Origin of the sequence: Rhizobium redzepovicii (assembly GCF_019793435.1) — a bacterium.
GTDB lineage: Bacteria > Pseudomonadota > Alphaproteobacteria > Rhizobiales > Rhizobiaceae > Rhizobium > Rhizobium redzepovicii.
Map to the genome: position 1 here is coordinate 1 of NZ_JAILYH010000027.1, position 25,214 is coordinate 25,214.

Consider the following 25,214-nt stretch of genomic DNA (forward strand, 5'->3'; position numbering starts at 1 on the left):
AACCCGCGCCCGCAGGCCCCTGCGCTAAATGAAAAGCTCCGGGCCTACGCGCGCTGACCCTATGCAACCAGAGGCAGGGGTCACTTTTGGGAGCCGATAAGGGGTCCCGTTACCAAGCCGATTGACAAGCTTCTCGGCGCGGGCATAGATCTTCAGACGTGTGCGTGCGGGATAGTCCATCAGAAACAGGCAGGTCCGGTCGTTCTCAGCCAGATTGCCGGTGCTGATATACGGGCGATTGCCGCGGTAATCGACGAAGGCAAGCGTGCGATCATCGAGCACTTTGAGAAAGCCTGAAGGTCCGCCGCGATGCTGGACATAGGGCCAGCCTGTCTCCGAAACCGAGGCCATGTAGAAACTGTCGCGCTGTGCGATAAACGCGGTTTCTCTTACTGAGAACCTGTCGAATTCGCGGTGCCCCTTGAAGTCCGACCACAGACGATCCGCTCCCATTTCCGCTTGCGCCCTGCGAACTGATGGAGTGATCGCGATATCCATAAAGCCATAGGTCACATCGTGTCTCCTCATTGTATTGTCGGTTCGCAGGGCATCGGGAATGCGAGGCTATATTGCCTCTCGCGCGGCCTGCTGCGCGCGGGCATAGCTTTCGGCCACAGCAGCATAATTGGGAGCGACAAGACCATAGAGCTTGCCGAGTTCGGTAGCCTCGGGCCGTGCCCAGGTCCGGTGAAGCTCGGACAGCAACGCGTTGGTCGAGGTGGGCTTGACGCCGCCCTGAACGAAACGGGCGAGCGAAATACGCGATGCCATTTCACTTGGATCTCCCGATGCATCGAGAACAGCATAGACGTCGTAGCCAGCGGCGCGGGCGTCGAGCGCCGGAAACATCACGCAGACACTCGTCCAGACGCCTGCCATGATGAGGGTATTGCGGCCGGTCGCGCGAACCGTTGCGACGAAATCGTCGTTGTCCCATGCGTTCACTTCGCCCTTACGCGGCACATAGACTGCATGCGGAGCCAGTTCGTGGATCTCTGGCATCAGCGGACCATTGGTCCCGGCAGGTTCCGAGGCCGTGGTGATGACAGGGATATTCAAGAGGGTGGCGAGCTTGGAGATCACCTCCACATTTCGGCGCAGATCGGACACGGAAATGTCCTTTACTGTCTGGAACAGTCCGGACTGGTGATCGAGCAGCAGGATGAGGGCGTCGGAGGGGTCGATGAGGGCTGCGCCGCCACCGGTCGGAAGTACGCTCGGCTTGGATTTGCTATTGTACATGGTTCTTATCCTTCTTTGGGGTTGAGTTATTTGGTCAGATTTCGAGCAAGGAAGTCGCGCATCACGGGGATCATCTCGTCCGCCTTGTCTTCGAGGGCGAAATGTCCAGTGTCGAAGAAATGAAGTTCGGCTTCGGGAACGTCGCGAAGGTAAGCGCGCGCGCCGTCGGGCAGGAAGATGGGATCATTCTTGCCCCACAGAATCAGCGTCGGAGGCCGATGTTCGCGCAGATAAGCCTGAAAGGCGGGATAGAGCGCGACGTTGGTCCGATAGTCGTAGATGATGTCCAACTGAATTTCGACGCTGCCCGGACGGTCGAGGAAGATCTGGTCGTACAGCCACGACGCGGGGTCGATCCGCGCCTCGTCCTTTGACCCAGTGAGATACTGGAAGCGTGTGCCGTCGAGCGACAGAAAAGGCCGCATCGCGTCGCGGTTCGTCGGGCCGTTGTCGGCCCAGTAAGCGCGCGTCGGTGCCCAAAAGTCCCCCATGCCCTCTTCATAGGCATTGCCGTTCTGGACGATCAGGGCGGTGACCCGGTCGGGATGCGCGAGCGCCAAACGAAACCCGGTCGGCGCACCGTAATCCATGACATATAGCGCATACCGCTCGACACCCAGCTGTTCGAGAAGGTTGGCGACAACGGTTGAGAACGTGGCAAAGTCATATTCGAAGTCGCTCGACGAAGGCATTTCCGACAGACCGAACCCTGGAAGGTCTGGTGCAATCACATGATAGCGGTCAGCGAGCGCTGGAATGAGGTTGCGGTACATGTGCGAAGAGCTTGGAAAGCCGTGCAGCAACACCACCACAGGTGCGCCGCGCTCTCCCGCCTCGCGGTAGAATATGTTGACGCCGGCAATGCTGGTGGTTCGGTGGTAGGTGACAGGCTGGGTCATTGTCCGGCTCTCGGGATAGTGCTTACGACTGCTGCTGCGATGAACGCTGCGACGTCCTGCGGGTGCGACATCATCACGGCGTGACTGCTATCGATTTCAGTGATCGCGGCTGCCGCGCGCTGAGCCATGCGGCGCTGCGCACTCGGAGGTACCATCCTGTCGGCGGAAGCGACGAGATAGAAGCTGGGTTTGGTCTTCCATGCGGCATGCGTGAGGGGCGTAATGACCGCCGCAAGGCCCCAGGGTAACTGGGCGGCAGCCATGAACCGCGTGGTGGCGGGATCGACATCGGCAGCAAACGCTTCCGAAAAACGGGCCGGGTCCACAACGAGGTAACCATCCTGCGGAGGCAACAACGGCGCCTTCGCTTCGCCGGGCTCTTCCGGCGCTTCATTCAGCGCTGCGACGGACTCGCCGACATCCGGCACGAAAGCCGCGATGTAGGCCAGCGACTTGACCTTGGGATTGGCGCCGGCTTCCGTGATGACCGCTCCGCCGTAGCTGTGGCCCACCAGGAGCACCGGATGGCGAGCCGATGCGATAAGACGCTGGGTGGTCGCAACGTCACCTTCAAGTGAGGTCGTCGGGTGTTGGGCGACAAGCACTTCGAACCCGCGGTCTACAAGTTCGCTATGGACTTGTTGCCATCCGGAGCCATCGACAAAAGCGCCGTGCACGAGGACGATCGAACGGGCTGGCTCCCCAGCCGCCTGGGTGCCCGAAAGAGGATTGGTCATGATCTTTTCCTTTGAGGGGGGTGGCCGCGGCGCCGTTAGCCCCGCGGAGTGGATGAGCTCTGGATTAGTTACAAACCTTGCGGTCGAGGAAGTCGCGGATCAACGGCGCCATCACGTCGAGCTTGTCTTCCAGGGCGAAATGGCCGCTGTCGAGAATATGCATCTCGGCGTTCGGGAGATCGCGAAGATAGGGGTGCGCGCCGGGTTCGGGGAAGATCTTGTCGTTCTTGCCCCAGACGATCAGTGTTGGCGGTTGGCGCTCGCGGAAGAAGGCCTGGAACTGAGGGTAAAGCGGCACATTACTACCGTAGTCGCCCAGGAGATCCAGCTGGATATCCTTGTTGCCCGGGCGATCAAGCAATGCCTGATCGACGACCCAGTTGTCGGGGCTGATATGTGCAACATCACCCATACCGTCGGTATATTGGAACTTGGTGGTCTCGAGCGTGACCAGGCCGGCAAGTGCTTCCCGGCGTTCCGGCGTCTTTTCGGCCCAATAGGCCTTGATCGGGTCCCAGAATGCGGCGAGACCTTCGGTATAGGCGTTGCCGTTCTGCACGATTAGCGATTCAACCCGCTCGGGATGTTTGAGCTCGAGCCGATATCCAATCGGTGCGCCGTAATCCATGACGTACATGCTGTAGCGATCGGCTCCGACCTTTTCGGTCAGCTTGTCGACGATGTTGGTCAGGTTCGCGAATGTGTAGTCGAACTTGGTGTGGTCGGGCGCGTCACTCTGGCCGTAGCCGGGATAGTCAGGCGCAATCACGCGGTAGCGGTCAGCGAGCAGGGGGATGAGGTTGCGGAACATGTGTGACGAGGTCGGAAATCCGTGCAGGAGCAGGAGGACCGGCGCGTCCTTCGGGCCGGCTTCGCGATAGAAGACCTTCACGCCGTCGATCGTCGTGTTTTTGTACTGAATTACGGGAACAGCGTTCGCGACGATGACCGCGTTATTCGGCACGCAGCGGGCTTCGGCCGCAACGGGAGAGATGGCAATAAGAAGTGCGACAGTGGTGAGAAGATGTTTTTTCATGATGTTTTCCTTTTTCAAAATTGGGTGCCGATCCACATCAGCGCCTCTGGAAAAAGGACTAGCATCGCCGGTCTTCGGACCTGGGATAAATAAGGGTAAAAAGTTGGACAGTCGGCCGCGGTTAAAGGCGCAACGAGCAGCATGAACTACTCGCTCCAAACGAAAGCCGGTCCTTTAGAGCAAAGGAGGCTTTGCCCGCTTGCCCGGCTCTTTTAGCGACCGCAAACTATGTTGATTATAGAGGACATTTCCGCGGGAAATCAGCAAGATAGGTTCTTGGGTTTGCTGGTTCTGGGTTCGATTCCGTTCAAGGCGAGGGCATTTTGCCAGCGATCTCGCATTCGGATGGCGTCATACGGATTTGCGACCCCTAAAATGATTCTGACTGTTGTTGGTGGTGTTTAGCGAATATGGTCGGCGGTGCATTAGCGGTCTCGGCCGTCTCGATTTGTTGAAAAATGCGTTGATTGACGGGGCGTAAATGTCGATTTCCGATAACCAGCAACACGAGGGCCAGGCCCAGCTCGGTTTGCGACAGCTGGAGGCCGACATAGAAGCTGCGCAGCATGGACGTAATGCTGCAGCTTTTCTTGCAGCGATCGTCGAATCCTCCGACGATGCGATCGTTAGCAAGAGCCTCAGCGGAGTCATCACGACCTGGAACAAGGGCGCTGAGCGTCTTTTCGGTTATACGGCAGACGAGGCTATTGGACACCCGATCACGATCGTCATTCCACCCGATCGTCTCGATGAGGAACCAGCCATTCTCGCCCGCATCCAGGCCGGCGAGCGCGTCAATCACTTCGAGACGATACGACGACGTAAAGACGGTACCTTGGTCGATATTTCCCTTACCATTTCGCCCATTCGGGACGACAACGGAAAGATCATCGGCGCATCGAAGATCGCCCGCGACATCTCAGAGCGCAAGCGAGCCGCCGAGCATCAGGAGCTTCTGCTCCGGGAAATGCATCACCGGGTAAAAAACCTCTTCGCCATCACCGGCAGCATCATCACCCTTGCAGCGAGGACGGCAACGACGACTACCGAACTGGCCGCCGAGATGAAAGACAGGTTAATGGCTCTGTCCCGAGCGCATGAGATGACATTACCGAGTTTGAACGGTGAGGCCGCGACCGGCACTCCACAGACCACCCTATTTCAGCTTCTGTCGAATATTCTCGCGCCGTACGAGCGGGACGGTGCCAATCATTGGCAGCTGATCGGAGATGACATCGATATCGGCGGCACAAAAATTACAAACTTCGCGCTGCTGTTCCATGAACTCGCGACCAATGCCGCGAAATATGGCGCGCTGTCCGTCGAAGAGGGAAAGCTTGATATCGCAGCGACGATGAAGAGTGAGATGCTGGAGATCGTCTGGCTTGAGAGCAGCGGTCCTCCGCAGGCTGCATTAGAGCCACGTTCGATCGGTTTTGGAAGCCGGCTTGAGCAGATAATTAGTCAGAGCCTCGGGGTCGAGATCGCGCGCGACTGGATGCCAAATGGACTCTCGATCCGACTGTCCGTCCCCCGCGGCGCTATCAGCGGCTAAAACGAGGCAGCGCAGCCAGCCTCGTGTCTCAAACGGCCGGACTGAGTTGCAGGACGTTGGCGCCGATCGACGCGTCGGTGGCTCGTTCGAGGCGGTTTGGCAGGATCGTCACGTAGAGCTCCATCGAACCACGACCGACCTCGAGCGCCAACAGGTGACCACCGAACCGCCTCGAACGAAGCGTTGCCGGCGGTTGCGTGCAGATGCGGCAGCGGTTTTCCGTCCTTCCAGGCAAGCGAGCCGGTCAAATTGGTCACCTCAACGTTTTCGTAGCTCTTCGGCTTGTATTCGCGGGCTTCGAAATCGAAGAAGCCGAAGGTAATCTGGCCAGCGAACCCGAAACCAGACAGCATGGCCGACGGTATTTCTTCGCCGACCATCAGCGTTCCCAGGCGGGCAAGTACGTCGTCTCCCTGTCTCAAGACCATCAGGAATCCGCCAGGTGTTGGGATGTAGCGTTTCTGCTCAGTCACGGGACACGACAATCAATGGTGGGCGCGGTGCTCGGCGTTCCGTTTCTGGGTCGCAGCCGCCTTCTTTGCCGAAGCCGAACGGTCTGCGGCCGATCGCGACGCTGCCGCCTTGCCACCTTTTTCGCCACCTTTGTGGGCCGCGGGATGACCGGTATGCTTGCCTTGCCCGGAACCGCCGGCCTTCTTGCCGCCGCCATCATCCTTGTTGACGGTTGCCCAGGCTCGGCGCTCGGCTTCCTTCTCGGACACGCCGCGGTCTTCGTAACTTTCGGCGATGTGGTCTGCCTTGCGTTCCTGCTTGTCGGTGTACTTGGACTTGTCACCACGGGGCATGACATTTCCTCCTTCGTTGATAATCAGACGAACGACAGCGCAAAAAGTTTGTTCCGAGCCAGCGGCGTTACAGGAACAAAGGGATGAAACGGGCGTTCGCAGACAGTCATTCCGCATGCAATTCGCAAAAAACCTTGGGTGTCATTATGAGCGACAAGACCTCTTTGAACGATCCTCGCACGCTTTATCCAGCACCGCCTTTCCCAGACCAGCCGCAACAGGCGCCCGGTCTCGCTCGCAAGATGGATCCCACGCCGGATCACGGCGAGAAGAGTTATCGCGGCTCGGGCAAGCTCACTGGCCGGAAGGCACTCGTCACCGGGGGCGATTCCGGTATCGGCCGTGCTGCAGCAATCGCCTTCGCCCGTGAGGGGGCCGACGTGGCCATCGCCTATCTTCCGGACGAAGAGGCGGATGCCAAGGAGGTGATTGGCCTTATCGAAGCCGAGGGCCGTAAGGCCGTCGCGCTTCCGGGCGACATCAAGGACGAGGCATGGTGCCGGCAACTGGTCGACAAGGCGGTCACTGGTCTTGGCGGTCTCGATATCCTCGTCATCAATGCCGGTCGCCAGCAGTACCGCGAGAAAATCGAAGAGTTGTCGACGGAGGATTTCGACAAGACGATGAAGACCAATCTATATGCGCTTCATTGGATCGCACAAACCGCCGTGCCCCATATGCCGGCGGGATCCGCGGTGATCACCACCGCCTCCATCCAGGCTTACCAGCCGTCACCGATCTTGCTCGACTATGCCACGACAAAGGCCGGTATCGTCGCCTATACGAAGGCCCTTGCCAAGCAACTGATTGAGCGTGGCATTCGCGCCAATGTCGTCGCACCCGGACCGGTCTGGACGGTTCTCCAGCCGAGTGGTGGGCAGCCAGACGAGAAGGTGAAGAACTTCGGCAAGGACAGCGACTTCGGTCGTCCGGGCCAGCCGGTCGAACTGGCTCCCGTATTCGTCCTGCTTGCATCGCCAGAAGCAAGCTTCATCAACGGCGAGGTCTATGGTGTCACGGGCGGCAAGGGCGTAGCTTGATGGGATCGTCTTCACAGGTTGTCTTCGCCCAGCCGACGCTGATTGCCGAGATCGAATTCCAGGGCTGGACCGACGATGGCAATCTCCGGCACGCATACTAAAAGGCTTGCGCGAAGTTCAGGATAATGCCGCAGTTTATGCGCTTGACTGAGCCGATGGCCGGGTGAAGAAACCGCGTCAAATTTTTTCTACTGCTGCTCTTGAATCCAAATATGCCAAAAACCAAATCGATTGCCGCCAGCCGCTAAAGAAGGGCTGGCCTTGCTGGAGGCACCGTCTTTCGGCGCTTCCGTACCCATGTTGCTTCAAGGAGGATATGGCTATGGCAACATCTTACGACTACGCACCTCTGTTCCGCTCCAGCGTCGGCTTCGACCGGGTTTTCAATCTTCTGGAAAACGCCCAGCGCGCCCGGTCGATCAGCGACTGGCCGCCCTATGACATTGTCAAGACCGGTGACGACACCTATCGGATCTCGATCGCGGTCGCGGGCTTCACCCAGGACGAACTCGACATCACCTTCCAATCCAATCTACTGATGGTCACGGGCAAGAAGCAGGAAGCGGCTGCCGAGGGCTACCTACATCGCGGCATTGCCGGCCGGCCGTTCGACCACCGGTTCGAACTCGCCGACCACGTCAGAGTGAACGGGGCTGATCTGAGCAATGGCCTCCTGTCGATCGATCTGGTTCGCGAGATCCCGGAGGCACTGAAGCCGCGCAGGATCTCCATCCAGACCGAGCCCGCTCTGGTGCCTTCGGCCGCCCCGGCGCAGATCGAAGCGCAGAAGGCGGCTTGACCCGCATTGACCGCAGAACAAGGGCGCCGTGACTACGGCGCCCATCAACATTCCGGGTTGGGAAGGAGAGAGCGATGAAACCCGATATGTTTAGACAGCCTGTTTCCATTCTCGTCGGCCTTGGTTTCCCAGCAGAGGTTCGCTGCGTCATGGATGCCTACCGGCATCTTTCCGAATGGCCGACATCACTCAGGGACAGCACGCATGCGATTGCCCTGAAGGCCTGCAGTGCGGCACTGCGTGGCGAGATTGAAGCGGAAACCGCGCGTGGTCTGTTTGCGGCCTTCGCCGAGAAACATGATCTGCTGGCGCCGGAAACCAATATGATCGCGGCCTCACGCCTGCGGCGTGACCGGGATCCACAGGTACAGTGAGGTGGTTCGATGACGCACGACATGTTGCAGCAGGCGGCCAGCAACGCGAGGGCGATGGGACCAGCGGTCTTGCTTCAGGGTATGCAGCTTCAGCGGCCAATCGACGTGGTGAGAGCGCCGGCTCTTTCCGTCGATGATAAGCGAACGATCCTCGCGGCCTGGGCCTCCGACTTTTACGCTATCGATTCGAAGCCGGCCCTCCGGCAGGTGCCGGGAATGCCAGAGCCGATTTCGATCGATGAGGTACAGTCCGCGCTGAAAGAACTCGATCGGCGCTATGGTATCTGACGGACTGCGCGTTCAAGCGGCCTGCTTCGACGATTTGGCGAGCCGCTTGATCGCCTGTTCGAGGGAACGCTGTCCATCGAAATAATCCTGCCAGGCGCCGCCGCACCTCCCCCGCGGCAGACTTTTTCGTTTTCGGAGGCTTGTTCCTGCTACAGGTTGAGATCGAGTTGCGGCTTCCCCTCGGTCGCGGCGTTGGTCTGATCGTTGGTCAGCGACGAGAGCGTGACGCCCAGCAGGCGCACGGACAGCTTGAAGGGATAGACGGTTGCCAGAAGTCCGGATGCCGTGTCGAACACGTCAGTAACGCTTGCGAACGGGATTGTGCCAGTCCGACTGCGCGTCGCCTGGGTGAAGTCCGAGTATTTGACCTTCACGGTTACCGTCTTACCGCTAATTCCCTGCGCCTCGCAGTAGCGCCAGACCTTCTCGGCAAGCGGTTTTAGCTCAGCCGTTGCGTGTTCGAGATCATCGATATCCTCGGCGAATGTGTCTTCGGCTCCCACCGATTTGCGGATGCGGTCAGGCCGGACCTGGCGCTCGTCAATGCCACGGGCGATGCCGTAGAAATAGGGTCCCGACTTGCCGAAATGCTCCTGCAGGAAGATGAGCGACTTTGATTTCAGATCGAGCCCGGTCTCAATCCCGTATTTACGCATGCGCTCGGCGGTGGCCGGCCCGACGCCATGGAATTTCTTGACGGGCAGGGTCTCGACAAAGGCTGGCCCATTCTTCGGCGTGATGACGGCCTGGCCGCTGGGCTTGTTCAAATCGCTGGCCATCTTTGCGAGGAACTTGTTGTAGGAGATGCCGGCCGAAGCGTTGAGCCCGGTGACCTGCTTGATCTTGGCGCGGATCTCCTGGGCAATCTCGGTGGCGATTTCCATGCCCTTCAAATTCTCGGTGACATCGAGGTAGGCTTCGTCCAGCGATAGGGGCTCGATCAGCGGCGTATATTCGGCGAAAATTTCGCGGATTTGCCGGGAAACTTCCTTATAGACGTCGAAGCGCGGCGGCACGAAAATCAGGTCTGGACATTTCCGTTTTGCGGTGACCGACGGCATGGCCGAATGGACACCATAGGCTCGCGCCTCATAGCTTGCGGCGGCCACCACGCCCCGCGCTGCGGATCCGCCGACGGCGAGTGGCTTGCCACGAAGTTCCGGGTTATCACGCTGCTCGACCGACGCGTAAAAGGCATCCATGTCCACATGGACGATTTTTCGGATCGGCGTTGGCGTCATATCGTTCATGGCGGTTTCTGCAAAAAAGCTACAGGCTCGGTGTCCCCTTTGCAGGCCTTGCCCGAAACAAAGAGAGAACATAGCAGTCTTCGCGGCGATATCAACACGCGTTTTCCCGAAGCAGGGCTGCGAATCGATCACTTCGTCTTAAGCCCGCACTTGCTGACAATCTCAAGCAGGCCAAGGTCGACAAGTTGGACCACACAAGTGATTATGCACCGATGTGGATCGAGTTGCATTAGACCGGTCCAGATTCAGAAAAGGCTCGGCTGCGCGACCGGTTCTCCGGCCTTTGTTACGATCGTCGAGCCGTAAGGCTCCCGGGATACTACGATCAGCGCGTCGTTGGGCAACGGACGGGCAAGCGCTTTGGCCTCGTCCCATGGCGCGCGCATCCAGACATCGGTCTCTTCTTTGGTCAGCAGAAGAACCGGCATGGCTCTCCCGTGGATGGGCTTCACAAGGTCATTCGCATCCGTCGTCAGAAAACTATAGAGATCATCGGTCGTCAGCCCGTCCTTGACCTTCCGCACGCTCGTCCATTGCGGCACATGGACGCCCGCAAAGAACATCAGAGGCTTGCTTTCATCGCGTGCGAACCAGGCGTTTGGAGTCCTGCCGCCCTCTTCCTTGGCGGCTGGATCGGGCTCCGCGAAGCTGGTCACAGCGACAAGGCAGCGATGCTCGACACCAAACCAACGCTTCCAGTGCGGGAAATTGAGAGTGCGGACATTCGTGGTGCCGCCATCCACCTGATCACGCAGCAAGGCCTCGAAGTCGACGTCCTTACCCTTGGCTCGCAGTTTTTTGGCCTTCTTCTCAGCTTCTTTCTTGAGAGCGAATAGCGGGGAGGGCAGACCCCAGCGCGCATGCACCAGCTGCTTTCTTCCGTCGGCCGTATTGCGCAGGATCGGCCCGATCTGATCCGGGTTCATTTGGTACGCTGGCATGAGGTTGATCATGCTCTCGGCGTCCTGAGCCCACTTGGCAACCCAATCCTTGTCTTCCATGCGGTACAGATTGCACATGGGCAGTGGCCGCTCCCGTGAACACTGCGAGCATCGTAACCGATGGAATTGCGAAATGCCAACCGGCCGATAGTAAGTTGCGAATCCGACGAAATTTATTTCCGCTTCGACCAAATCGCCGCAATTGGCGCATGGCCATGATTCGCAAAGCGAATCTCTTGGTTTCCTAAAGTTGAGAGATAATATTCCTATTCTCGGTTGCTTGACTCTTCGAGCGCGTCGGAACAGATAGAGAACATCTGCATTTGAACGACATGAAGTCGAAACTCCAACACGGCCTTCAAGGGACGCGTGAATGATGACTGCTGCCCGCAACAGGGTAATTACCGATCTACGCGACCGTATCGCCTCGCTCGAGGGCGGATCGACGAGAAAGGTCGGCTGCCTTGCTTTTGGGGTTTCCGAAATTGACGCAGTGCTTCCAGGCGGCGGTCTGGCCTATGGCGCCCTACACGAGTTTGCCGGTGGCGGGTCCGGAACGGTCGATGGTGCGGCCGCTGCCCTCTGTGTGGCGGGGATCGCTGCGCGAACCAAGGGGCAGATCCTTTGGTGCATGACGCGTCCAGACCTGTTTTTCCCGGCCCTGGCTTTGGCGGGTCTTCATTCCGATCGCGTGGTCTTTGCCGAGGCCGATAGGGAAGAGGATGTCCTGGCGACCATGGAGGAAGGTCTTGGCTACGGTGGCCTGGGCGCCGTGGTTGGCGAGCTCGTCCGTCTTCCGATGACCGCCTCGCGCCGGCTTCAGCTTGCGGCCGAGAAGACCGGAACGATGGGGCTGGTCGTGCGACGATGGCGACGCCAGACCGAGGCATCGGATTTTGGTCAGCCGACGGCGTCGACATCAAGGTGGCGCGTCAGCGTACTGCCATCGGAAGAGCTACCGGTTCCAGGCGTCGGGCGGCCGCGATGGCTCCTGGAGCTGATGAGAGTGAAAGCGGGTGAGTGCGCAGAGTTTATTGTAGGAGCGTGCGATGCCACGGGTCGTATCCATTTATCTACCGGATCTCGCGATCGACAGGATCAGGCGGGCCGATGGCGTGGGAATGCTCACCGCTGAGCGGTCACTTGTCGTCGTCGCGAAGAGTGGTTCCAAACGCTGGATCGCGGCGGCTGATGAAACAGCCCGATCGGCGGGCCTTCATATTGGCATGCCGGCCGCGAAGGCGCAGGCCATCGTCCAGGGCCTGCAGATGGTCGACGCCGATCCGATCGCCGACACTGCGGCCCTCGAACGCCTCACGGTCTGGGCGTTGACGCAGTACACGCCGATTGTCGCAATGGATGCGCCCGACGGCATCGTCATGGACACCGAAGGCGCCGATCATCTCCAGGGCGGCGAGGATCTGATGCTATCCGGCATCGTCAATCGCTTCCGTGCCAAGGGGCTGACTGCGCGGGTCGCGATTGCCGACAGCTGGGGTGCCGCGCATGCGCTGGCACGGGTGAGCAAGCGCGATACCGTAATCGCTGCGCGCCATGAAACATCGCGTTTCGTCGAACGGCTACCGATATCATCATTACGTTTGCCTGCGGAAACCGTCATCGGCCTGCGGACCCTCGGGTTTCAGACGATCGGCGAGCTGTCGGCCACACCACGCGCGCCGCTTGCCCTTCGCTTCGGTCCCGAAATCGGCCGCCGTCTCGACCAGATGTATGGGCGGCTGCCGGAGCCGATCGATCCGATCCGTCCAATGGATGTCATCGAAGTCAGCCGCGCCTTCGCCGAGCCGATCGGCGCGCCCGAGACCATTGCCAAATATGTCTCGCGGCTTGTGGTTGAACTCTGCGAAGCGCTCCAGAAAAAGGGCCTCGGCGTTCGCCGCGCGGATCTTCTCGTCCACAAGGTCGACAACACCATGCAGGCGATCCGCGCCGGAACCGCGAAACCCGCCCGCGATGTGGCCTGGTTGACGAAGCTATTCAAGGACCGGATCGAGAAGATCGAGCCGGGCTTCGGGATCGAGAAGCTCTCGCTGGTGGCTGTCATCGCCGAACCGCTCACTGAAGTGCAGAAAGCGTCCTCCCTGATCGAGGAAGAGATCGTGGATATCGCGCCGCTGATCGACGTGATCGGCAATCGCGGGCAGCGTGTCTATCGGATAGTGCCTGTGGCGAGCGACGTGCCCGAGCGCAGCGTCACGCGCGTGAGTGCGGTTGCCGAGGAGACCGGTGCGTTATGGAGCTTGCATTGGCCTCGACCCGTTCGGCTCCTCTCCTGTCCGGAACTCATCGAGGTGATCGCGCTCCTGCCGGATCATCCACCTGTGTCGATGACCTGGCGCGGCAAGCGCCGCCGGGTGAAACGCGCAGACGGCCCGGAGCGGATTTTCGGCGAGTGGTGGACGAGAGGCTCCGAGTTTGATGCAGTACGCGACTATTTCGTGATCGAAGACGAGGGCGGCGAACGGTTCTGGATATTCAGGTCGGGTGATGGCATCGATGCGGCGACCGGCTCGCACAAATGGTTTCTGCACGGGATTTTCGCATGAGATATGCCGAGTTGCAGGTCACGACCCATTTCTCATTCCTGCGCGGGGCATCGTCGGCGGATGAGCTGTTTGCGACCGCCAAGGCGCTCGGCATCGAGGCGCTCGGCGTCGTCGACAGAAACTCGCTCGCCGGCATCGTCCGGGCGTTGGAAGCCTCTCGTGCCACAGGCGTCCGCCTGCTGGTCGGTTGCCGTCTCGATCTGCAGGACGGCATGTCGATCCTGGTCTATCCGACCGATCGCGCCGCCTATTCGCGACTGACCCGGTTGCTGACGCTCGGCAAGGGTAGGGGCGGTAAAGCCAACTGCATCCTGCATCTCGACGACGTCGCGCTCTATGCCGAAGGTCTGATCGGTATTTTGGTGCCTGACCTGCCCGACGAGACCTGCGCCGTGCAGCTCAGAAAGATGGCGGAGATGTTCGGGGACCGGGCCTATCTGGCGCTTTCCCTTCGCCGGCGGCCAAACGACCAGATGCGGCTGCACGATCTGTCGAACATGGCCACACGCTTCAAGGTGAAGACCGTTGTGACGAACGACGTTCTTTTCCATGAGCCGTCGCGCCGTCAGCTGCAGGACGTCGTCACCTGTATTCGCACCAGAACCACGATCGATGACGTCGGTTTCGAGAGGGAGCGTCATGCGGATAGATTCCTGAAGCCGCCCGAAGAGATGCAGCGGTTGTTCCCCCGTTACCCGGACGCATTGGCCCGGACGATGGAAATCGCCGATCGCTGTCGGTTCTCGCTCGAGGAGCTGACCTATCAATATCCTGAGGAGGCGATCGTCCCAGGCAAGGACGCGCAAGCGTCTCTCGAGCATTATGTCTGGGAATGCGCGCCTACGCGTTATCCGGAAGGTCTGCCGCCGAACGTTCTGAAAATCATTCGGCATGAGCTCGACCTCATCCGGGCTATGAAATACGCACCCTACTTCCTGACCGTGTTTTCGATCGTCCGATATGCCCGCAGCCAAGGCATTCTCTGTCAGGGGCGGGGCTCGGCGGCAAACTCGGCCGTCTGTTATATCCTCGGGATCACGTCGATCGATCCCGAGACGAACGATCTCCTCTTCGAGCGGTTCGTTTCCCAGGAGCGCGACGAGCCGCCGGATATTGACGTCGACTTCGAGCATGAGCGCCGCGAGGAAGTCATTCAGTGGATCTATAAGACCTACACCCATCAGAAGGCAGCTCTGTGCGCGACCGTGACCCGATATCGTGCGAAAGGGGCGATCCGCGATGTCGGCAAGGCACTCGGTCTGCCGGAGGATATGATCAAGGCTCTCTCGTCGGGCATGTGGTCCTGGTCGGCCGATATGGTCGGCGACCGGAACCTGCGCGAACTCAACCTCAATCCCGACGACCGTCGCCTCGCACTGACGCTGAAACTTGCGCAGCAGTTGATGGGCGCGCCCCGGCATCTCGGCCAGCATCCCGGTGGATTCGTGTTGACGCATGATCGGCTCGACGATCTCGTCCCCATCGAGCCCGCATCAATGGCCGACCGGCAGGTGATCGAATGGGACAAGGACGATGTCGAAGCCTTGAAGTTCATGAAGGTTGATGTTCTGGCGTTGGGGATGCTGACCTGCATGGCAAAAGCGTTCAAGCTGATTGACGAGCATAAGGGCGAAACGATCGATCTGGCGAATATCGAGCAGGAAGACTCTGCGACCTATGCGATGATCCGCAAGGCCGACACTCTCGGAACGTTCCAGATCGAAAGTCGGGCTCAGATGGCGATGTTGCCGCGGCTGAAGCCGCGGACGTTTTACGATCTTGTCATCCAGGTCGCCATCGTCCGGCCTGGACCAATACAGGGCGACATGGTGCATCCCTACCTGCGCCGCCGCGAAGGCAAGGAACCGGTCGTCTATCCGACGCCCGAACTGGAAGCGGTGCTTGGAAAGACACTCGGCGTGCCGCTCTTCCAGGAGTCGGCCATGAAGGTGGCGATGGTCTGCGCCGGCTTCACCGGCGGCGAGGCCGATCAGCTTCGCAAATCGATGGCCACGTTCAGGTTTACCGGTGGCGTCTCGAAATTCAAGGACAAGCTGGTTTCCGGCATGGTGAAGAATGGATACTCGCCGGAGTTTGCTGAAAAGACCTTTTCGCAGCTCGAAGGTTTTGGCTCCTACGGATTTCCGGAAAGCCATGCGGCGAGCTTCGCGCTCATCGCCTACGCCTCCAGCTATGTGAAATGCCATTACGCCGACGCGTTCTGCGCGGCCTTGATCAACAGCCAACCCATGGGTTTCTATGCGGTCGCCCAGATCGTCGGCGACGCCCGCAACCATGGTGTGGAGATCCGGCCGGTCTGTATCAACCGCTCTCGTTGGGACTGCACGCTTGAGCCGGTCGTGGGTGACGAGCGCCGCCATGCTGTCCGCCTGGGTATGCGGCTGGTGCGTGGCCTGGCCTCAGTCGATGCGGCACGCATCGTGGCCGCCCGTGCCGATCAGCCCTTCGACAGCGTCGATGACCTGTGGCGGCGCGCGAGCGTTCCGGCGGCATCGCTGGTCGAACTGGCGGAGGCCGATGCTTTCCTGCCATCGCTCGAACTTCAGCGACGAGAGGCGCTGTGGGCGATCAAAGCTTTGCGCGATGAGCCACTGCCCCTCTTTGTTGCCGCGGCCGAGCGCGAGATGAAGACGATCGCCGAGCAGCAGGAGCCTGATGTCCAACTCCGGCAGATGACAGATGGGCACAACGTCATCCAGGATTACAGCCATACCGGTCTGACCCTGCGCGAGCACCCGATCGCGTTCTTGCGCAAGGACCTTGCAGCTCGAAGCATCGTCACCTGCGGAGAAGCGATGTCGGCCCGTGATGGCCGCTGGCTGATGACCGCAGGCCTCGTTCTCGTCCGTCAGATGCCGGGTTCGGCCAAAGGCGTGATGTTTCTGACGATCGAGGATGAGACCGGTCCGGCGAACGTCGTCGTCTGGCCGAAGCTCTTCGAGCGGCGCCGGCGCGTCGTGCTCGGATCGAGCATGATGGCGATCAACGGACGAATCCAACGGGAAGGGGAGGTCGTGCATCTCATCGCCCAACAGCTCTTCGATCTCTCCGGCGACCTATCAGCCTTGGCGGATCGTGATGGGGAGTTCAAGCTGCCGACGGGGCGCGGTGACGAGTTCGCCCATGGATCTCCGGGAAGTTCCGATTCAAGGGACCGTGCTCCGGCGGTCAAGCCGCGGGATATTTTCGTCCCGTTATGCCGAGTTCGGCATAAGGGAACTTATCCCGAGCCGGAGCCTATGCCGAACTCGTTTCCTAAAGCCCGAGATTTCCGGTAAAGCCGCGTGGCAAGCTCGGCATAATATCCAGTCTCCGCTGTTACAATTTAGCGGACACGAGCATGACCACTTTACCAGCAAAGAACGCAGTTCTTTCGCAAACTGTCGACGACTGGCCACATCACGCCTGCGTACGCTCCGTCGTCAACTCGATGACGGATGGAGGTTACAGTGCCAAAAGCAACCAATCGACGATCCGAACGATAACGACGTTCATCGAATGGAATAGGGGGTGCCGGAACGGCGACCCGACACATCTTGCCTACGATGATATTGATCGCTTCATCGAATGTCGTGCCGCCGCGAGTACATTGCGACACGGAGAACGGCGCTCTCTCGGGCGTCTGAGAGCACAACGGCGTTTTTACACTTTCTCCGGATGCTTGATGTTGGCATCTCTGCGCCGGCAGTAGCAGACATAGTCGAACTCTTCAGATCGCTGGTCCCAAGCGAATTGCGCTTCCGTCGGTGAAGCGCGAGAGGCGGAAGCGGTGAAGATTATGGCCGATCCCGTTTCCTTGGATCAGGTCGGATGCGACCCTGCCAATTCCAGGGCCAATACCAAAACCATGGCCGCTCATTCCCGTTGCGACGAAGAGCCCGTTGATCGCGGCCACCTGATCCACGACAGGGACCACGTCCGGCATGGCGTCGATCATCCCCGCCCAAGTCGTTTTGAGACGAACCGGGCCAAATCGCGGATACAGGCTGTCGAAGCCGCGCCGTATCGAGGTCAAGTCACTCTTGCCCGGAGCGGGGTTGAGCACCCGCATTTGTTCGAAGGGACTGGGGGTTTCCGCATTCCAGTCGCGTGGGGTCGACCAGCTATCTGGAAAGCCCGAGGGCGCTGCGGGAAGATAACGGGTGCCCAAAGGGTGGGCGAGTAGCGCCGGAAGATATTTCGTCGCATGACGGAACGAGTCTGGGCCGACGTACAGAAGGTGACTACCACCGGGAGCCAAGGTGTACCCACCGTCATGCCTGCGCCTAAAGGCGATATCATCGTCCATGGCCGCACCGGCGTGGAATGCCGGCAGAGGCTCTGTCGCCGCGACCGTTGCCCTAACGCTAAGCTGCGGGATCGACACACCATGCTTTCTGAGTAACAGGGATGACCATGCACCGCCCGCCACTAGCGCGATGGAGGTCGCGATCTTACCGTGCTCGGTGCAGACCCCTGCGACCCTGCCCCCAGCTATATCGAGTGCCCGAACAGCACAATTTTCGATGATCCGTACGCCCTTGCGAGCGGCGAGCCGTGCAAAAGCCGGAACAGCCAGCCATGGCTCGGCTCGCATGTCGGACGGGGTAGTCATTGCCCCGCTGAACCTCCGACTCATACCTGAGGCCACGGACGACACATCGTCGCCGTCTACAAGGCGCGTGTCGAGATCGTGGGCAGCGGCGATCTTCATGAAGTCTTCGAACGCAGCCATGTCCTTGGCCGTCCGGGCCAGATAGGTAACGCCAGTTTGTCGGAGGCCAATGTCTTCACGACATTCGTCCGCCAACTGTCGCCAGAGGCGGCAGGCTTCGATCACTATTGGCAGCTCGTCAGCGTCTCGCCCTTGCTTTCGTATCCAGCCCCAGTTGCGCGAGGACTGTTCGGCGGCAATGCGTCCTTTCTCAAGCAATGTCACTTGCACATCTCGATTAGCAAGGAAGATGGCGGTGCACACTCCGACAATTCCGCCTCCGATGATCACCACCTCGGAGGCATTAGGGATCGGACTGGAATGCTGAACGGGATCGGCTTCGGAGAAGGGAAACATTGGAATCTTTTCTTGATTGGCTTCCGCTGATCCCTAGCTCGTAGGCAATAATCGTTCAAGTTAGATGTCCGCAAGGGCGAAAACCCGCCTTCCAGTGCTTTGAAAATATGCCGAGCTTGCCACGCGGCTTCACCGATAGGGTGACCGAGCGCGCATGCGCCACACTGCGCACTGAGACTGGCATTGAAATCGCCTCGCTTGGCTTGCAGATCCACGGTGGCATGGGATACGTCGAGGAGACCGGGGCTGCTCAACACTGGCGCGACAGCCGGATCACCACGATCTACGAGGGGACGACCGGCATACAGGCAAACACGCTTGTCAGGCGCAGTGTCCTGCGCGACAACGGTGCTGCCGTAGCCGAGTTGATCGCCGAGATCGCGGCGGAGGGTCGCGCACTCGACGGGACCGGTCTCGCGGACGAGGGCGCAGCCCTCGCAGCTGCAGCGGATGCGGCAACAGCAACGGTCGATCATCTTATCGCGGCGAACCAACGGGATACCCGGCTCGCGTTCGGTGGTGCCGTTCCGTTCCTCACCTTGATGGGAACGCTTCTCGGCGGCCAAATGCTGGCGCGTGCCGCCAAGGCAGCGCTCACCGAAATCGACCGGGGCAACAATGACCCTTGGTGGACCGCCCGTGTCGGTCTTGCCCGCTTCTATGCTGGGCACATCCTGCCACAAGTCGCCGCTCAGCGGACGGCGGTGATCAAGGGTGCAAGCACGGTTTTCGCCTTCGATGAGAGGCTTCTGTGACCGCCGTGACCGCCTGAGGACAATGGGTGTGGATAGCCTGAGCCGGTGCCGGGAGCGTTCGGCTGCAGCTTGGACCGGAATGCTGACAGCGAACGTCGCCTCAATGTTGAACGTGGTCCGTATTGATCGGCCACAAGCATCGAGAGGAAGCGGCCATGAACTAGGCATCGTAAACTTACCGGCAACGAGGGTTGACCATGGCGTCGGCCTATTTCGTCGGTCATGCCCGGCGATTTTCGCCCACAGGTTCATCGCCGCAGAACGCAATTCCGCGATACTGGTTGGAGGGGATGTCGTGGCGGGAGATGTGGAACAGGTTGGCAATCGGGTCGTGGATGGAGATGAAGCGTTGTAGATGTCGCTGTGACTTGAAGCGCTTCATGATCCGCTCTCGCCGCCGGACTGGTTGGCGAGAATCCTCCGCCCGATTGTTCAACCCTTTGTGGGAACGATACTCAACACCGGGCATGATCTCCCGCTTTGCGGCGTCATAAGATCGAAGCTTATCGGTGATCATTAACCGCGGCGCTCGGCCCTGGCTCTTCAGGAGCTTACGCATCAGGCGTTTGGCCGCCTTTGCATTGCCGCGGCTTTGCACCAACACCTCCAGAACAAACCCGTCCTGATCCACCGCCCGCCATAACCAATGCTTCTTGCCCCGGATCGAAATGACGGCCTCATCGAGGTGCCATTTGTCGCCGAGCCGACCGGATGAGCGGCGGCGGATCTCGTTGGCGAAGGTACGTCCGAATTTCTCCGCCCAAAGCCGCACCGTTTGATGCGAGACAATGATCCCACGGGCAGCCAGCCAGTCCTCGACCATGCGCAGGCTGAGAGGGAAACGGAAGTAGAGCCACACGGCGTGGGCAATGACTTCAGCGGGAAAGCGATAGCAATAAGATTGGCCGCACAAATCGCGGCCAATCTTATAAGTGCATTCAGCGTCCCAGTTTAGCCACCGCCTCGGCGACAGCATCGTCCCCGTTCGTCAACTCGACAATGGATCGCCGGACGGCAGGTTCTTCGATGAGTGCAACGATCGTTTCGGCGACATCATCGCGCGTCACGGTCCCATAGGGAATGGCGGCGTTGGCCTTGATCATCCCGGTGCCAGGTTCGTCCGACAGGGTTCCCGGCCTAAGGATGACCCAATCGAGCTCGGTGTCAGCAAGGTAGGCGTCCGCAAGTTTCTTGACGGCGATGTAGTTCTCGAAGCCTTCGCTGTTTTCCTTTTCGCGCCACGCCTCGGGAAAGGCAGAAACCAGAATGAAACGACGCACGCCCGCCAGTTTCGCCGCATCGACGGCTGTTTCAAGACCTCGGCCATCGATTGCATTCGTTTGTTCGACGCCCGCCCCGCCTGCGCCGGCCGTGAACACGACGACGTCACATCCGTCAATAATGTTTGCGAGACTCCGTGCATCGATGATCTGGATGCTGCCGAAAATCGGATTCGCGCCTGCTGCAGCAAGCGTGCTTTCCTGCTCGCGCTTTCGGTGCAATGCGTCGACCCGGTGACCGCGCACCGCCAATTTGCGGACAAGGCGGATTCCGACTTTCCCTGCAGCGCCGATAACAAAAATACTGGCCATAAAAGTATCCTTCGTCGTGCCTTTAATAGAAGTGTGGGTCTCGGGCCGCGTCACGCTATGCCGCCGCGCTGGACTGCGAAGTGTATGGTCCGAGTTGATGCAGCTTACGCTCACGATGATTCAGCCACCATCCGATCTGGGGCGGCCAGCTGCCGAATGGTGATGCAGGATCGGCCGCGTTGAGGGCCTGCTCTGCACGTAGAGCAAAATTTGGCTCACGTAGCGCCTCCCGGCCGATCGCGACGAGGTTAGCCTGGCCCGAGGCAACGATCGCTTCCGCTTGAAACGGATCGACAATGAGCCCGACCGCCATTGTGGCGAGGCCGCTTTCTGTCTGTATGCGTTCAGCGTAGGGAACTTGATGCCCGTAGCCGGTAGGATACTCATAGGGGCGTCCAATCCCGCCGGAAGAGCAGTCGATCACATCCACGCCGATCGCCGCGAGCTCCTTGGCGTAAGCTATGCTGTCATCGAGAGATACGCCTTCGCGGCTGCCGTCAACGGCAGACACTCTCACGAAAAGAGCTTTGTCTTGCGGCCAGATTTCCCGCAGCGTCTTCGCGATCTCGAGCGGAAGGCGCATACGTCCTGCAAGCGTCCCGCCATAGATATCATTTCGTTTGTTCGTCAAAGGAGACAAGAACGAGTTGAGCAGATACCCATGAGCGGTGTGAAGCTCGAGGACTTCGAAGCCCGCTTCAAGCGCGCGGCGCGCCGCGGCGGCGAAATCGTCCTTCACCTGTTGGATCCCCTTGATGTCTAGCGCGCCGGGGACTAGCCAGCCCGTATCAACGGGCAGGGGGCTAGCCGAAACGATAGGCCACGGATGATCACCGCGGGCGTGGTCGTCCCCTGTAAGCGGGCCGTCGCCGTAATAAGGTCGCTGCATGGCCGCTTTTGGTCCAGCATGAGCAATCTGGATCCCAGGGGTAGAGCCCTGCTTCTTCAGGAACGCGGCAATTTCGGCGAGGCCGGAGACCTGCCGATCATCCCAAAGTCCAACATCTCCATGTGTAATTCTGCCTTCAGGCGAGACCGCCGTCGCCTCGATCATGACCAGGCCGAAACCGCCAAGCGCAAACTTGCCGTAGTGAACGAGATGATAAGGCGTCACGAAGCCGTCGATGGCTTCGTACTGGCACATTGGGGAGAGAGCCAGCCTGTTCTTTAGCGAGACTTGTCGAATGGTGAGAGGTTGAAAGAGGGATGACATCTGAACCGAGAATCCTTTTGCGATGCTAATTGTCTGTAACGAACATTACAGACGGAAATGTGTTGTCTCAGACTTGAAACTTCAACCCCCAGGATGTGCATCCCCGCGGTGCGACGACAATCCTCATTGACAGATTAACATACAATCTGTCAAACAAAGCGCGCAACGCTTTGGGAGGAGCCGACGATGTCATTCGACGAAGCACACCGAACGAAACTGCCGTATTTCTATCCATTCAAGTTCGGGGACGGCCAGATAACGGTCCTGTCAGACGGACCGCTGGAACTGGGTGATCCGAGCGAAAATTTCCTCGGTGTCACGCCTAAGACGGTCGGGGAAATGCTTGAGCGCAGCTTCTTGCCACTGGATAACGTGGTGCTTGAGCAGAATGTGCCGCTCGTCGAAATCAACGGCAAGACCATCCTTTTTGACACCGGAATGGGCACGTCGAAGGCTTTCGGGCCGACCACTGGCCGCTTGCTGACCAGCATGCAAGAGGCTGGTCGCAGTCCTGACGAGGTAGATGCGGTCGTGCTTTCCCACGCTCACATCGACCATACGGGCGGCCTATGCAACGAAGCGGGAGAACTGAACTTTCCGAACGCGGAAATTTACATAAGCGAAAGCGATTTCAACGATTGGACCGACGGTTCCACGCTCGATCCAGTATTCAAATTCCAAGTTGAGAACGCCAGACGGAATCTCCTCCCTCACAGAGATCGGACCTTTTTCTTCCGCGATGGACAGGAGATTCTCCCCGGCGTCCAGGCGTTGCACGCGCCAGGCCACACGCTCGGCCATCATTGCTTCATGATTGAGTCCGGCAACGACAGGCTGTGCTTCCTTGGCGACCTCACCCACCATCACGTCCTTCTGATGGAGCGGCCCTGGATGGAGTTCAAGTACGATACAGACCCGACTTTGTCCGCCAGGTCGCGCACCAGGGTACTGGATATGCTCGCGACCGACCGCATTCAGGTGATGTCATATCATTTTGCCTGGCCCGGAACCGGACACGTAGCGCGCGAAGGAGACGGCTTCCGTTACTTCCAGTCGCCGATGCGGCTATTAGCTCACTGATAATCGAGGATTCTCCAATGCAAATGCGTTCCGTAATTCTTCGGGAATCGGGCTTGTCGAAGCCGTACGCCCAGTCGAAACCGCTCGTTATCGAGACAGTCGAATTAACTCCCCCAGGCCCGTTGGAAGTTCTGGTCAAAATCAAAGCCGCCGGCGTGTGCCATTCGGATCTGTCCGCTATCAACGGGGATCGTCCGCGTCCGCTTCCCGTGGCCTTAGGGCACGAGGCGTCCGGTGTCGTCGTCGAGGTGGGCCCAGGGGTCGACAACGTCAAGGAAGGCGACCATGTTGTCATGTCCTTCTTGCCGATCTGCGGTCATTGCAGCTATTGCGCAGAGGGACGGGCAAGCCTCTGCGAACCCGGCTACAAGGCGAACGCCGCTGGAACCCTGCTGTCCGGAAGCCGTCATATCAGGTTCAAGGGTTACGAGGTCAACCATCACAGCGGGGTATCGGCATTCTCCGAGTATGCGGTGGTTTCCGCGAACTCCGTGGTCAAAATCACGAAGGAAATCGACCTCGCCAAGGCTGCCCTTTTCGGGTGCGCCGTTGTTACGGGGGTAGGGGCCGTGATGAACACCTGCGGAGTCAAGCCCGGCGATTCCGTTGCGGTCATTGGCCTCGGTGGGGTCGGCCTGGCGGCGATTCTCGGAGCGGTGGCAAGCGGAGCTGGCCAAATCGTCGCTGTCGATCTTGTCCCCGCAAAGCTGGAGCTCGCCAAGGAACTCGGAGCGACACGAACCTTCCTTGCAAGCGACCCGGACGTCGCCGCCGCAATCAAAGCGTCAACCGGCGGGGGTGTCGACTACGCGATCGAAATGGCGGGATCGGCAAAGGCCTTCGATCTTGCTTACAACATCACAAAACGCGGCGGGACCACGGCGACAGCTGGCCTTGCAAACGTGAATTCGAAGTTCGAAATTTCGCCTCTTCCGCTGGTCGGCGAAGAGAGAACGATCAAGGGAAGCTACATGGGCTCGTGCGTGCCGTCCCGCGATATCCCTCGCTACATCGATCTCTTCCTGCAAGGTAAGCTACCCGTCGACAAGCTGCTGTCCAGTACGGGCTCGCTCGATGAGATCAACGAAGCGTTCGACCGGCTCGACCGCGCAGAGGTCATCCGTCATCTGATCCTTCCATGAGCATCGCGAATGGTCCTCGAACCGGAGCACGGGACATTGAGTGATTGGAAAGCGCTGGCGCTGCATTACGGGACGGCCGAAAGACCGCTATCCGACCTCCAGCTCGAGCTTCCCGATATCCACGATCGGGTCGGGCGCATCGAATACTTCGTGTGGCTACTGCGGCACCAGGGTCGCCTGATCTTGGTCGATACCGGCTTCAGCGCTGAAGAGGGGCATGCGCGGGGACGCACGATGCTGATTCATCCCGTCGCTGCCCTTGCGCGGCTGGGAATCGGAGCCTCTGACATAACGGACGTCGTGATCACCCACCTTCACTACGATCATGCAGGAAATCTCGGGGATTTTCCGAACGCCAGGTTTCACATTCAGGACAGGGAAATGGCTTACGGGACCGGACGATGCATGTGCCATCGGCATATGCGCAAACCGTTCGCAGCCGAGGCAGTTGTCGATGCCGTTCGCCTCGTCTTCAAAGACCGCATGTGTTTTCACGACGGGGATGCCGAACTCTCGCCCGGACTGAGCCTGCATTTGATCGGTGGCCACTCAAAAGGACTTCAGGTGGTCAGACTAGTCGCAGGTGGCAAAACGGTGGTTGTCGCGTCAGATGCGTTGCATTTCGAACACTATCTCGACGACCAGAATGCCTTTCCGCTCTATGCTGACTATCTGGAGGTTGTGGAAGGATACCGGAAACTGCGCGAATTGGCAGGTCCGAACGGAGTGTTGATTGCGGGTCACGATCCCAAAGTTCTTAGCGATTTTCAACCGCTTAACCCCGAGCAGCCATTTAGCCGGGTATTATTGTAACGGACCACTTTTAA

The 25,214-nt window shown here is 59.4% G+C and carries 23 protein-coding genes and 3 pseudogenes; 13 read left to right on the forward strand and 13 right to left on the reverse strand.

The window, feature by feature from the left end; genetic code table 11:
* Positions 1-126: 126 nt before the first annotated feature.
* The 5 genes and pseudogenes from K6N12_RS30690 to K6N12_RS30710 all read right to left on the reverse strand — a co-directional run.
* Positions 127-513 (reverse strand): annotated as a pseudogene (locus tag K6N12_RS30690) (pyridoxamine 5'-phosphate oxidase family protein); the annotation flags it as partial.
* Positions 514-564: 51 nt separating this feature from the next.
* Positions 565-1,242, reverse strand: coding sequence for an isochorismatase family protein (locus K6N12_RS30695; RefSeq protein WP_131702434.1), 678 nt, complete (start codon positions 1,240-1,242; stop codon positions 565-567).
* A gap of 26 nt (positions 1,243-1,268) precedes the next feature.
* Positions 1,269-2,141 carry an alpha/beta fold hydrolase gene (locus K6N12_RS30700; protein WP_222149084.1) on the reverse strand — a complete coding sequence of 291 codons (873 nt, stop codon included), beginning with the start codon at positions 2,139-2,141 and terminating at the stop codon, positions 1,269-1,271.
* On the reverse strand, positions 2,138-2,878 hold the full coding sequence (locus K6N12_RS30705) for an alpha/beta hydrolase (protein ID WP_222149085.1): 741 nt from the start codon (positions 2,876-2,878) through the stop codon (positions 2,138-2,140). The genes K6N12_RS30700 and K6N12_RS30705 overlap by 4 nt, the downstream gene beginning before the upstream one ends.
* Before the next feature lie 64 nt (positions 2,879-2,942).
* Positions 2,943-3,914 carry an alpha/beta fold hydrolase gene (locus tag K6N12_RS30710; RefSeq protein WP_222149086.1) on the reverse strand — a complete coding sequence of 324 codons (972 nt, stop codon included), beginning with the start codon at positions 3,912-3,914 and terminating at the stop codon, positions 2,943-2,945.
* Between the two features lie 481 nt (positions 3,915-4,395).
* Here K6N12_RS30710 and K6N12_RS30715 point away from each other — a divergent pair, with 481 nt between their 5' ends.
* Positions 4,396-5,469, forward strand: a complete 1,074-nt coding sequence (locus K6N12_RS30715; protein WP_222149087.1) for a PAS domain S-box protein — start codon at positions 4,396-4,398, stop codon at positions 5,467-5,469.
* Here the strand turns inward: K6N12_RS30715 and K6N12_RS30720 are convergent.
* Positions 5,466-5,849: a PPC domain-containing DNA-binding protein gene (locus tag K6N12_RS30720; protein ID WP_239621323.1), complete on the reverse strand. Its 384-nt coding sequence runs from the start codon at positions 5,847-5,849 to the stop codon at positions 5,466-5,468. The genes K6N12_RS30715 and K6N12_RS30720 overlap by 4 nt on opposite strands.
* A 105-nt stretch (positions 5,850-5,954) precedes the next feature.
* Positions 5,955-6,275, reverse strand: a complete 321-nt coding sequence (locus tag K6N12_RS30725) for a plasmid stabilization protein (RefSeq protein ID WP_222149088.1) — start codon at positions 6,273-6,275, stop codon at positions 5,955-5,957.
* A 146-nt stretch (positions 6,276-6,421) separates the two neighbouring features.
* Between K6N12_RS30725 and K6N12_RS30730 the strand changes: the two genes are divergently transcribed.
* The 5 genes and pseudogenes from K6N12_RS30730 (at position 6,422) to K6N12_RS30750 (ending at position 8,776) form a co-directional block, all read left to right on the forward strand.
* Positions 6,422-7,315 carry an SDR family oxidoreductase gene (locus tag K6N12_RS30730; protein WP_128404303.1) on the forward strand — a complete coding sequence of 298 codons (894 nt, stop codon included), beginning with the start codon at positions 6,422-6,424 and terminating at the stop codon, positions 7,313-7,315.
* Positions 7,316-7,335: 20 nt separating this feature from the next.
* Positions 7,336-7,466, forward strand: a pseudogene (locus K6N12_RS30735) (ATP dependent DNA ligase); the annotation flags it as partial.
* Positions 7,467-7,637: 171 nt separating this feature from the next.
* Entirely contained in the window at positions 7,638-8,114 is a 477-nt protein-coding gene (locus tag K6N12_RS30740) for an Hsp20 family protein (RefSeq protein ID WP_128404304.1), read from the forward strand.
* Positions 8,115-8,188: 74 nt separating this feature from the next.
* Positions 8,189-8,488: a DUF982 domain-containing protein gene (locus K6N12_RS30745; RefSeq protein WP_028734430.1), complete on the forward strand. Its 300-nt coding sequence runs from the start codon at positions 8,189-8,191 to the stop codon at positions 8,486-8,488.
* A 9-nt stretch (positions 8,489-8,497) separates the two neighbouring features.
* Positions 8,498-8,776 carry a hypothetical protein gene (locus tag K6N12_RS30750; protein ID WP_222149089.1) on the forward strand — a complete coding sequence of 93 codons (279 nt, stop codon included), beginning with the start codon at positions 8,498-8,500 and terminating at the stop codon, positions 8,774-8,776.
* 149 nt (positions 8,777-8,925) lie between these two features.
* On the opposite strand, the gene dinB is transcribed toward K6N12_RS30750, so the two are convergent.
* Together dinB and K6N12_RS30760 are read right to left on the reverse strand one after the other, a co-directional pair.
* Positions 8,926-10,026, reverse strand: coding sequence for a DNA polymerase IV (gene dinB / locus K6N12_RS30755; RefSeq protein WP_222149090.1), 1,101 nt, complete (start codon positions 10,024-10,026; stop codon positions 8,926-8,928).
* A 245-nt stretch (positions 10,027-10,271) separates the two neighbouring features.
* A complete protein-coding gene (locus tag K6N12_RS30760; protein WP_222149128.1) occupies positions 10,272-11,045 on the reverse strand; it encodes an SOS response-associated peptidase family protein in 774 nt (257 codons plus the stop codon).
* 298 nt (positions 11,046-11,343) lie between these two features.
* On the opposite strand from K6N12_RS30760, the gene K6N12_RS30765 reads away from it, so the two are divergent.
* The 3 genes from K6N12_RS30765 to K6N12_RS30775 are packed head-to-tail and all read left to right on the forward strand — an operon-like array spanning position 11,344 to position 16,833.
* A complete protein-coding gene (locus tag K6N12_RS30765; RefSeq protein ID WP_222149129.1) occupies positions 11,344-12,102 on the forward strand; it encodes an ImuA family protein in 759 nt (252 codons plus the stop codon).
* On the forward strand, positions 12,017-13,534 hold the full coding sequence (locus K6N12_RS30770; RefSeq protein ID WP_222149091.1) for a Y-family DNA polymerase: 1,518 nt from the start codon (positions 12,017-12,019) through the stop codon (positions 13,532-13,534). The genes K6N12_RS30765 and K6N12_RS30770 overlap by 86 nt, the downstream gene beginning before the upstream one ends.
* Positions 13,531-16,833: an error-prone DNA polymerase gene (locus K6N12_RS30775; protein WP_222149092.1), complete on the forward strand. Its 3,303-nt coding sequence runs from the start codon at positions 13,531-13,533 to the stop codon at positions 16,831-16,833. The genes K6N12_RS30770 and K6N12_RS30775 overlap by 4 nt, the downstream gene beginning before the upstream one ends.
* 431 nt (positions 16,834-17,264) lie before the next feature.
* On the opposite strand, the gene K6N12_RS30780 is transcribed toward K6N12_RS30775, so the two are convergent.
* Positions 17,265-18,611 (reverse strand): NAD(P)/FAD-dependent oxidoreductase, encoded by a 1,347-nt coding sequence (locus K6N12_RS30780; protein WP_222149130.1) that lies wholly within the window; start codon positions 18,609-18,611, stop codon positions 17,265-17,267.
* Between the two features lie 101 nt (positions 18,612-18,712).
* On the opposite strand from K6N12_RS30780, the gene K6N12_RS30785 reads away from it, so the two are divergent.
* The gene (locus K6N12_RS30785; protein WP_222149093.1) at positions 18,713-19,360 is read left to right on the forward strand and encodes an acyl-CoA dehydrogenase C-terminal domain-containing protein; all 648 of its coding nucleotides are present in this window, start codon (positions 18,713-18,715) and stop codon (positions 19,358-19,360) included.
* Between the two features lie 228 nt (positions 19,361-19,588).
* On the opposite strand, the pseudogene K6N12_RS30790 reads toward K6N12_RS30785, so the two are convergent.
* From K6N12_RS30790 to K6N12_RS30800, 3 genes and pseudogenes are all read right to left on the reverse strand, one after another.
* A pseudogene (locus K6N12_RS30790) lies at positions 19,589-20,285 on the reverse strand (IS6 family transposase); the annotation flags it as partial.
* A 13-nt stretch (positions 20,286-20,298) separates the two neighbouring features.
* Positions 20,299-20,952, reverse strand: coding sequence for an SDR family oxidoreductase (locus K6N12_RS30795; protein WP_222149094.1), 654 nt, complete (start codon positions 20,950-20,952; stop codon positions 20,299-20,301).
* Between the two features lie 55 nt (positions 20,953-21,007).
* The gene (locus K6N12_RS30800; protein WP_222149095.1) at positions 21,008-22,165 is read right to left on the reverse strand and encodes an NADH:flavin oxidoreductase/NADH oxidase; all 1,158 of its coding nucleotides are present in this window, start codon (positions 22,163-22,165) and stop codon (positions 21,008-21,010) included.
* A gap of 186 nt (positions 22,166-22,351) precedes the next feature.
* Here K6N12_RS30800 and K6N12_RS30805 point away from each other — a divergent pair, with 186 nt between their 5' ends.
* From K6N12_RS30805 to K6N12_RS30815, 3 genes are read left to right on the forward strand one after another with little or no spacing between them, the layout of a single operon-like run.
* Positions 22,352-23,245: an MBL fold metallo-hydrolase gene (locus K6N12_RS30805; protein ID WP_222149096.1), complete on the forward strand. Its 894-nt coding sequence runs from the start codon at positions 22,352-22,354 to the stop codon at positions 23,243-23,245.
* Positions 23,246-23,262: 17 nt separating this feature from the next.
* Positions 23,263-24,387, forward strand: coding sequence for a zinc-dependent alcohol dehydrogenase family protein (locus tag K6N12_RS30810; RefSeq protein ID WP_222149097.1), 1,125 nt, complete (start codon positions 23,263-23,265; stop codon positions 24,385-24,387).
* Between the two features lie 9 nt (positions 24,388-24,396).
* A complete protein-coding gene (locus tag K6N12_RS30815) occupies positions 24,397-25,200 on the forward strand; it encodes an N-acyl homoserine lactonase family protein (protein WP_246645705.1) in 804 nt (267 codons plus the stop codon).
* Positions 25,201-25,214 lie beyond the last annotated feature (14 nt).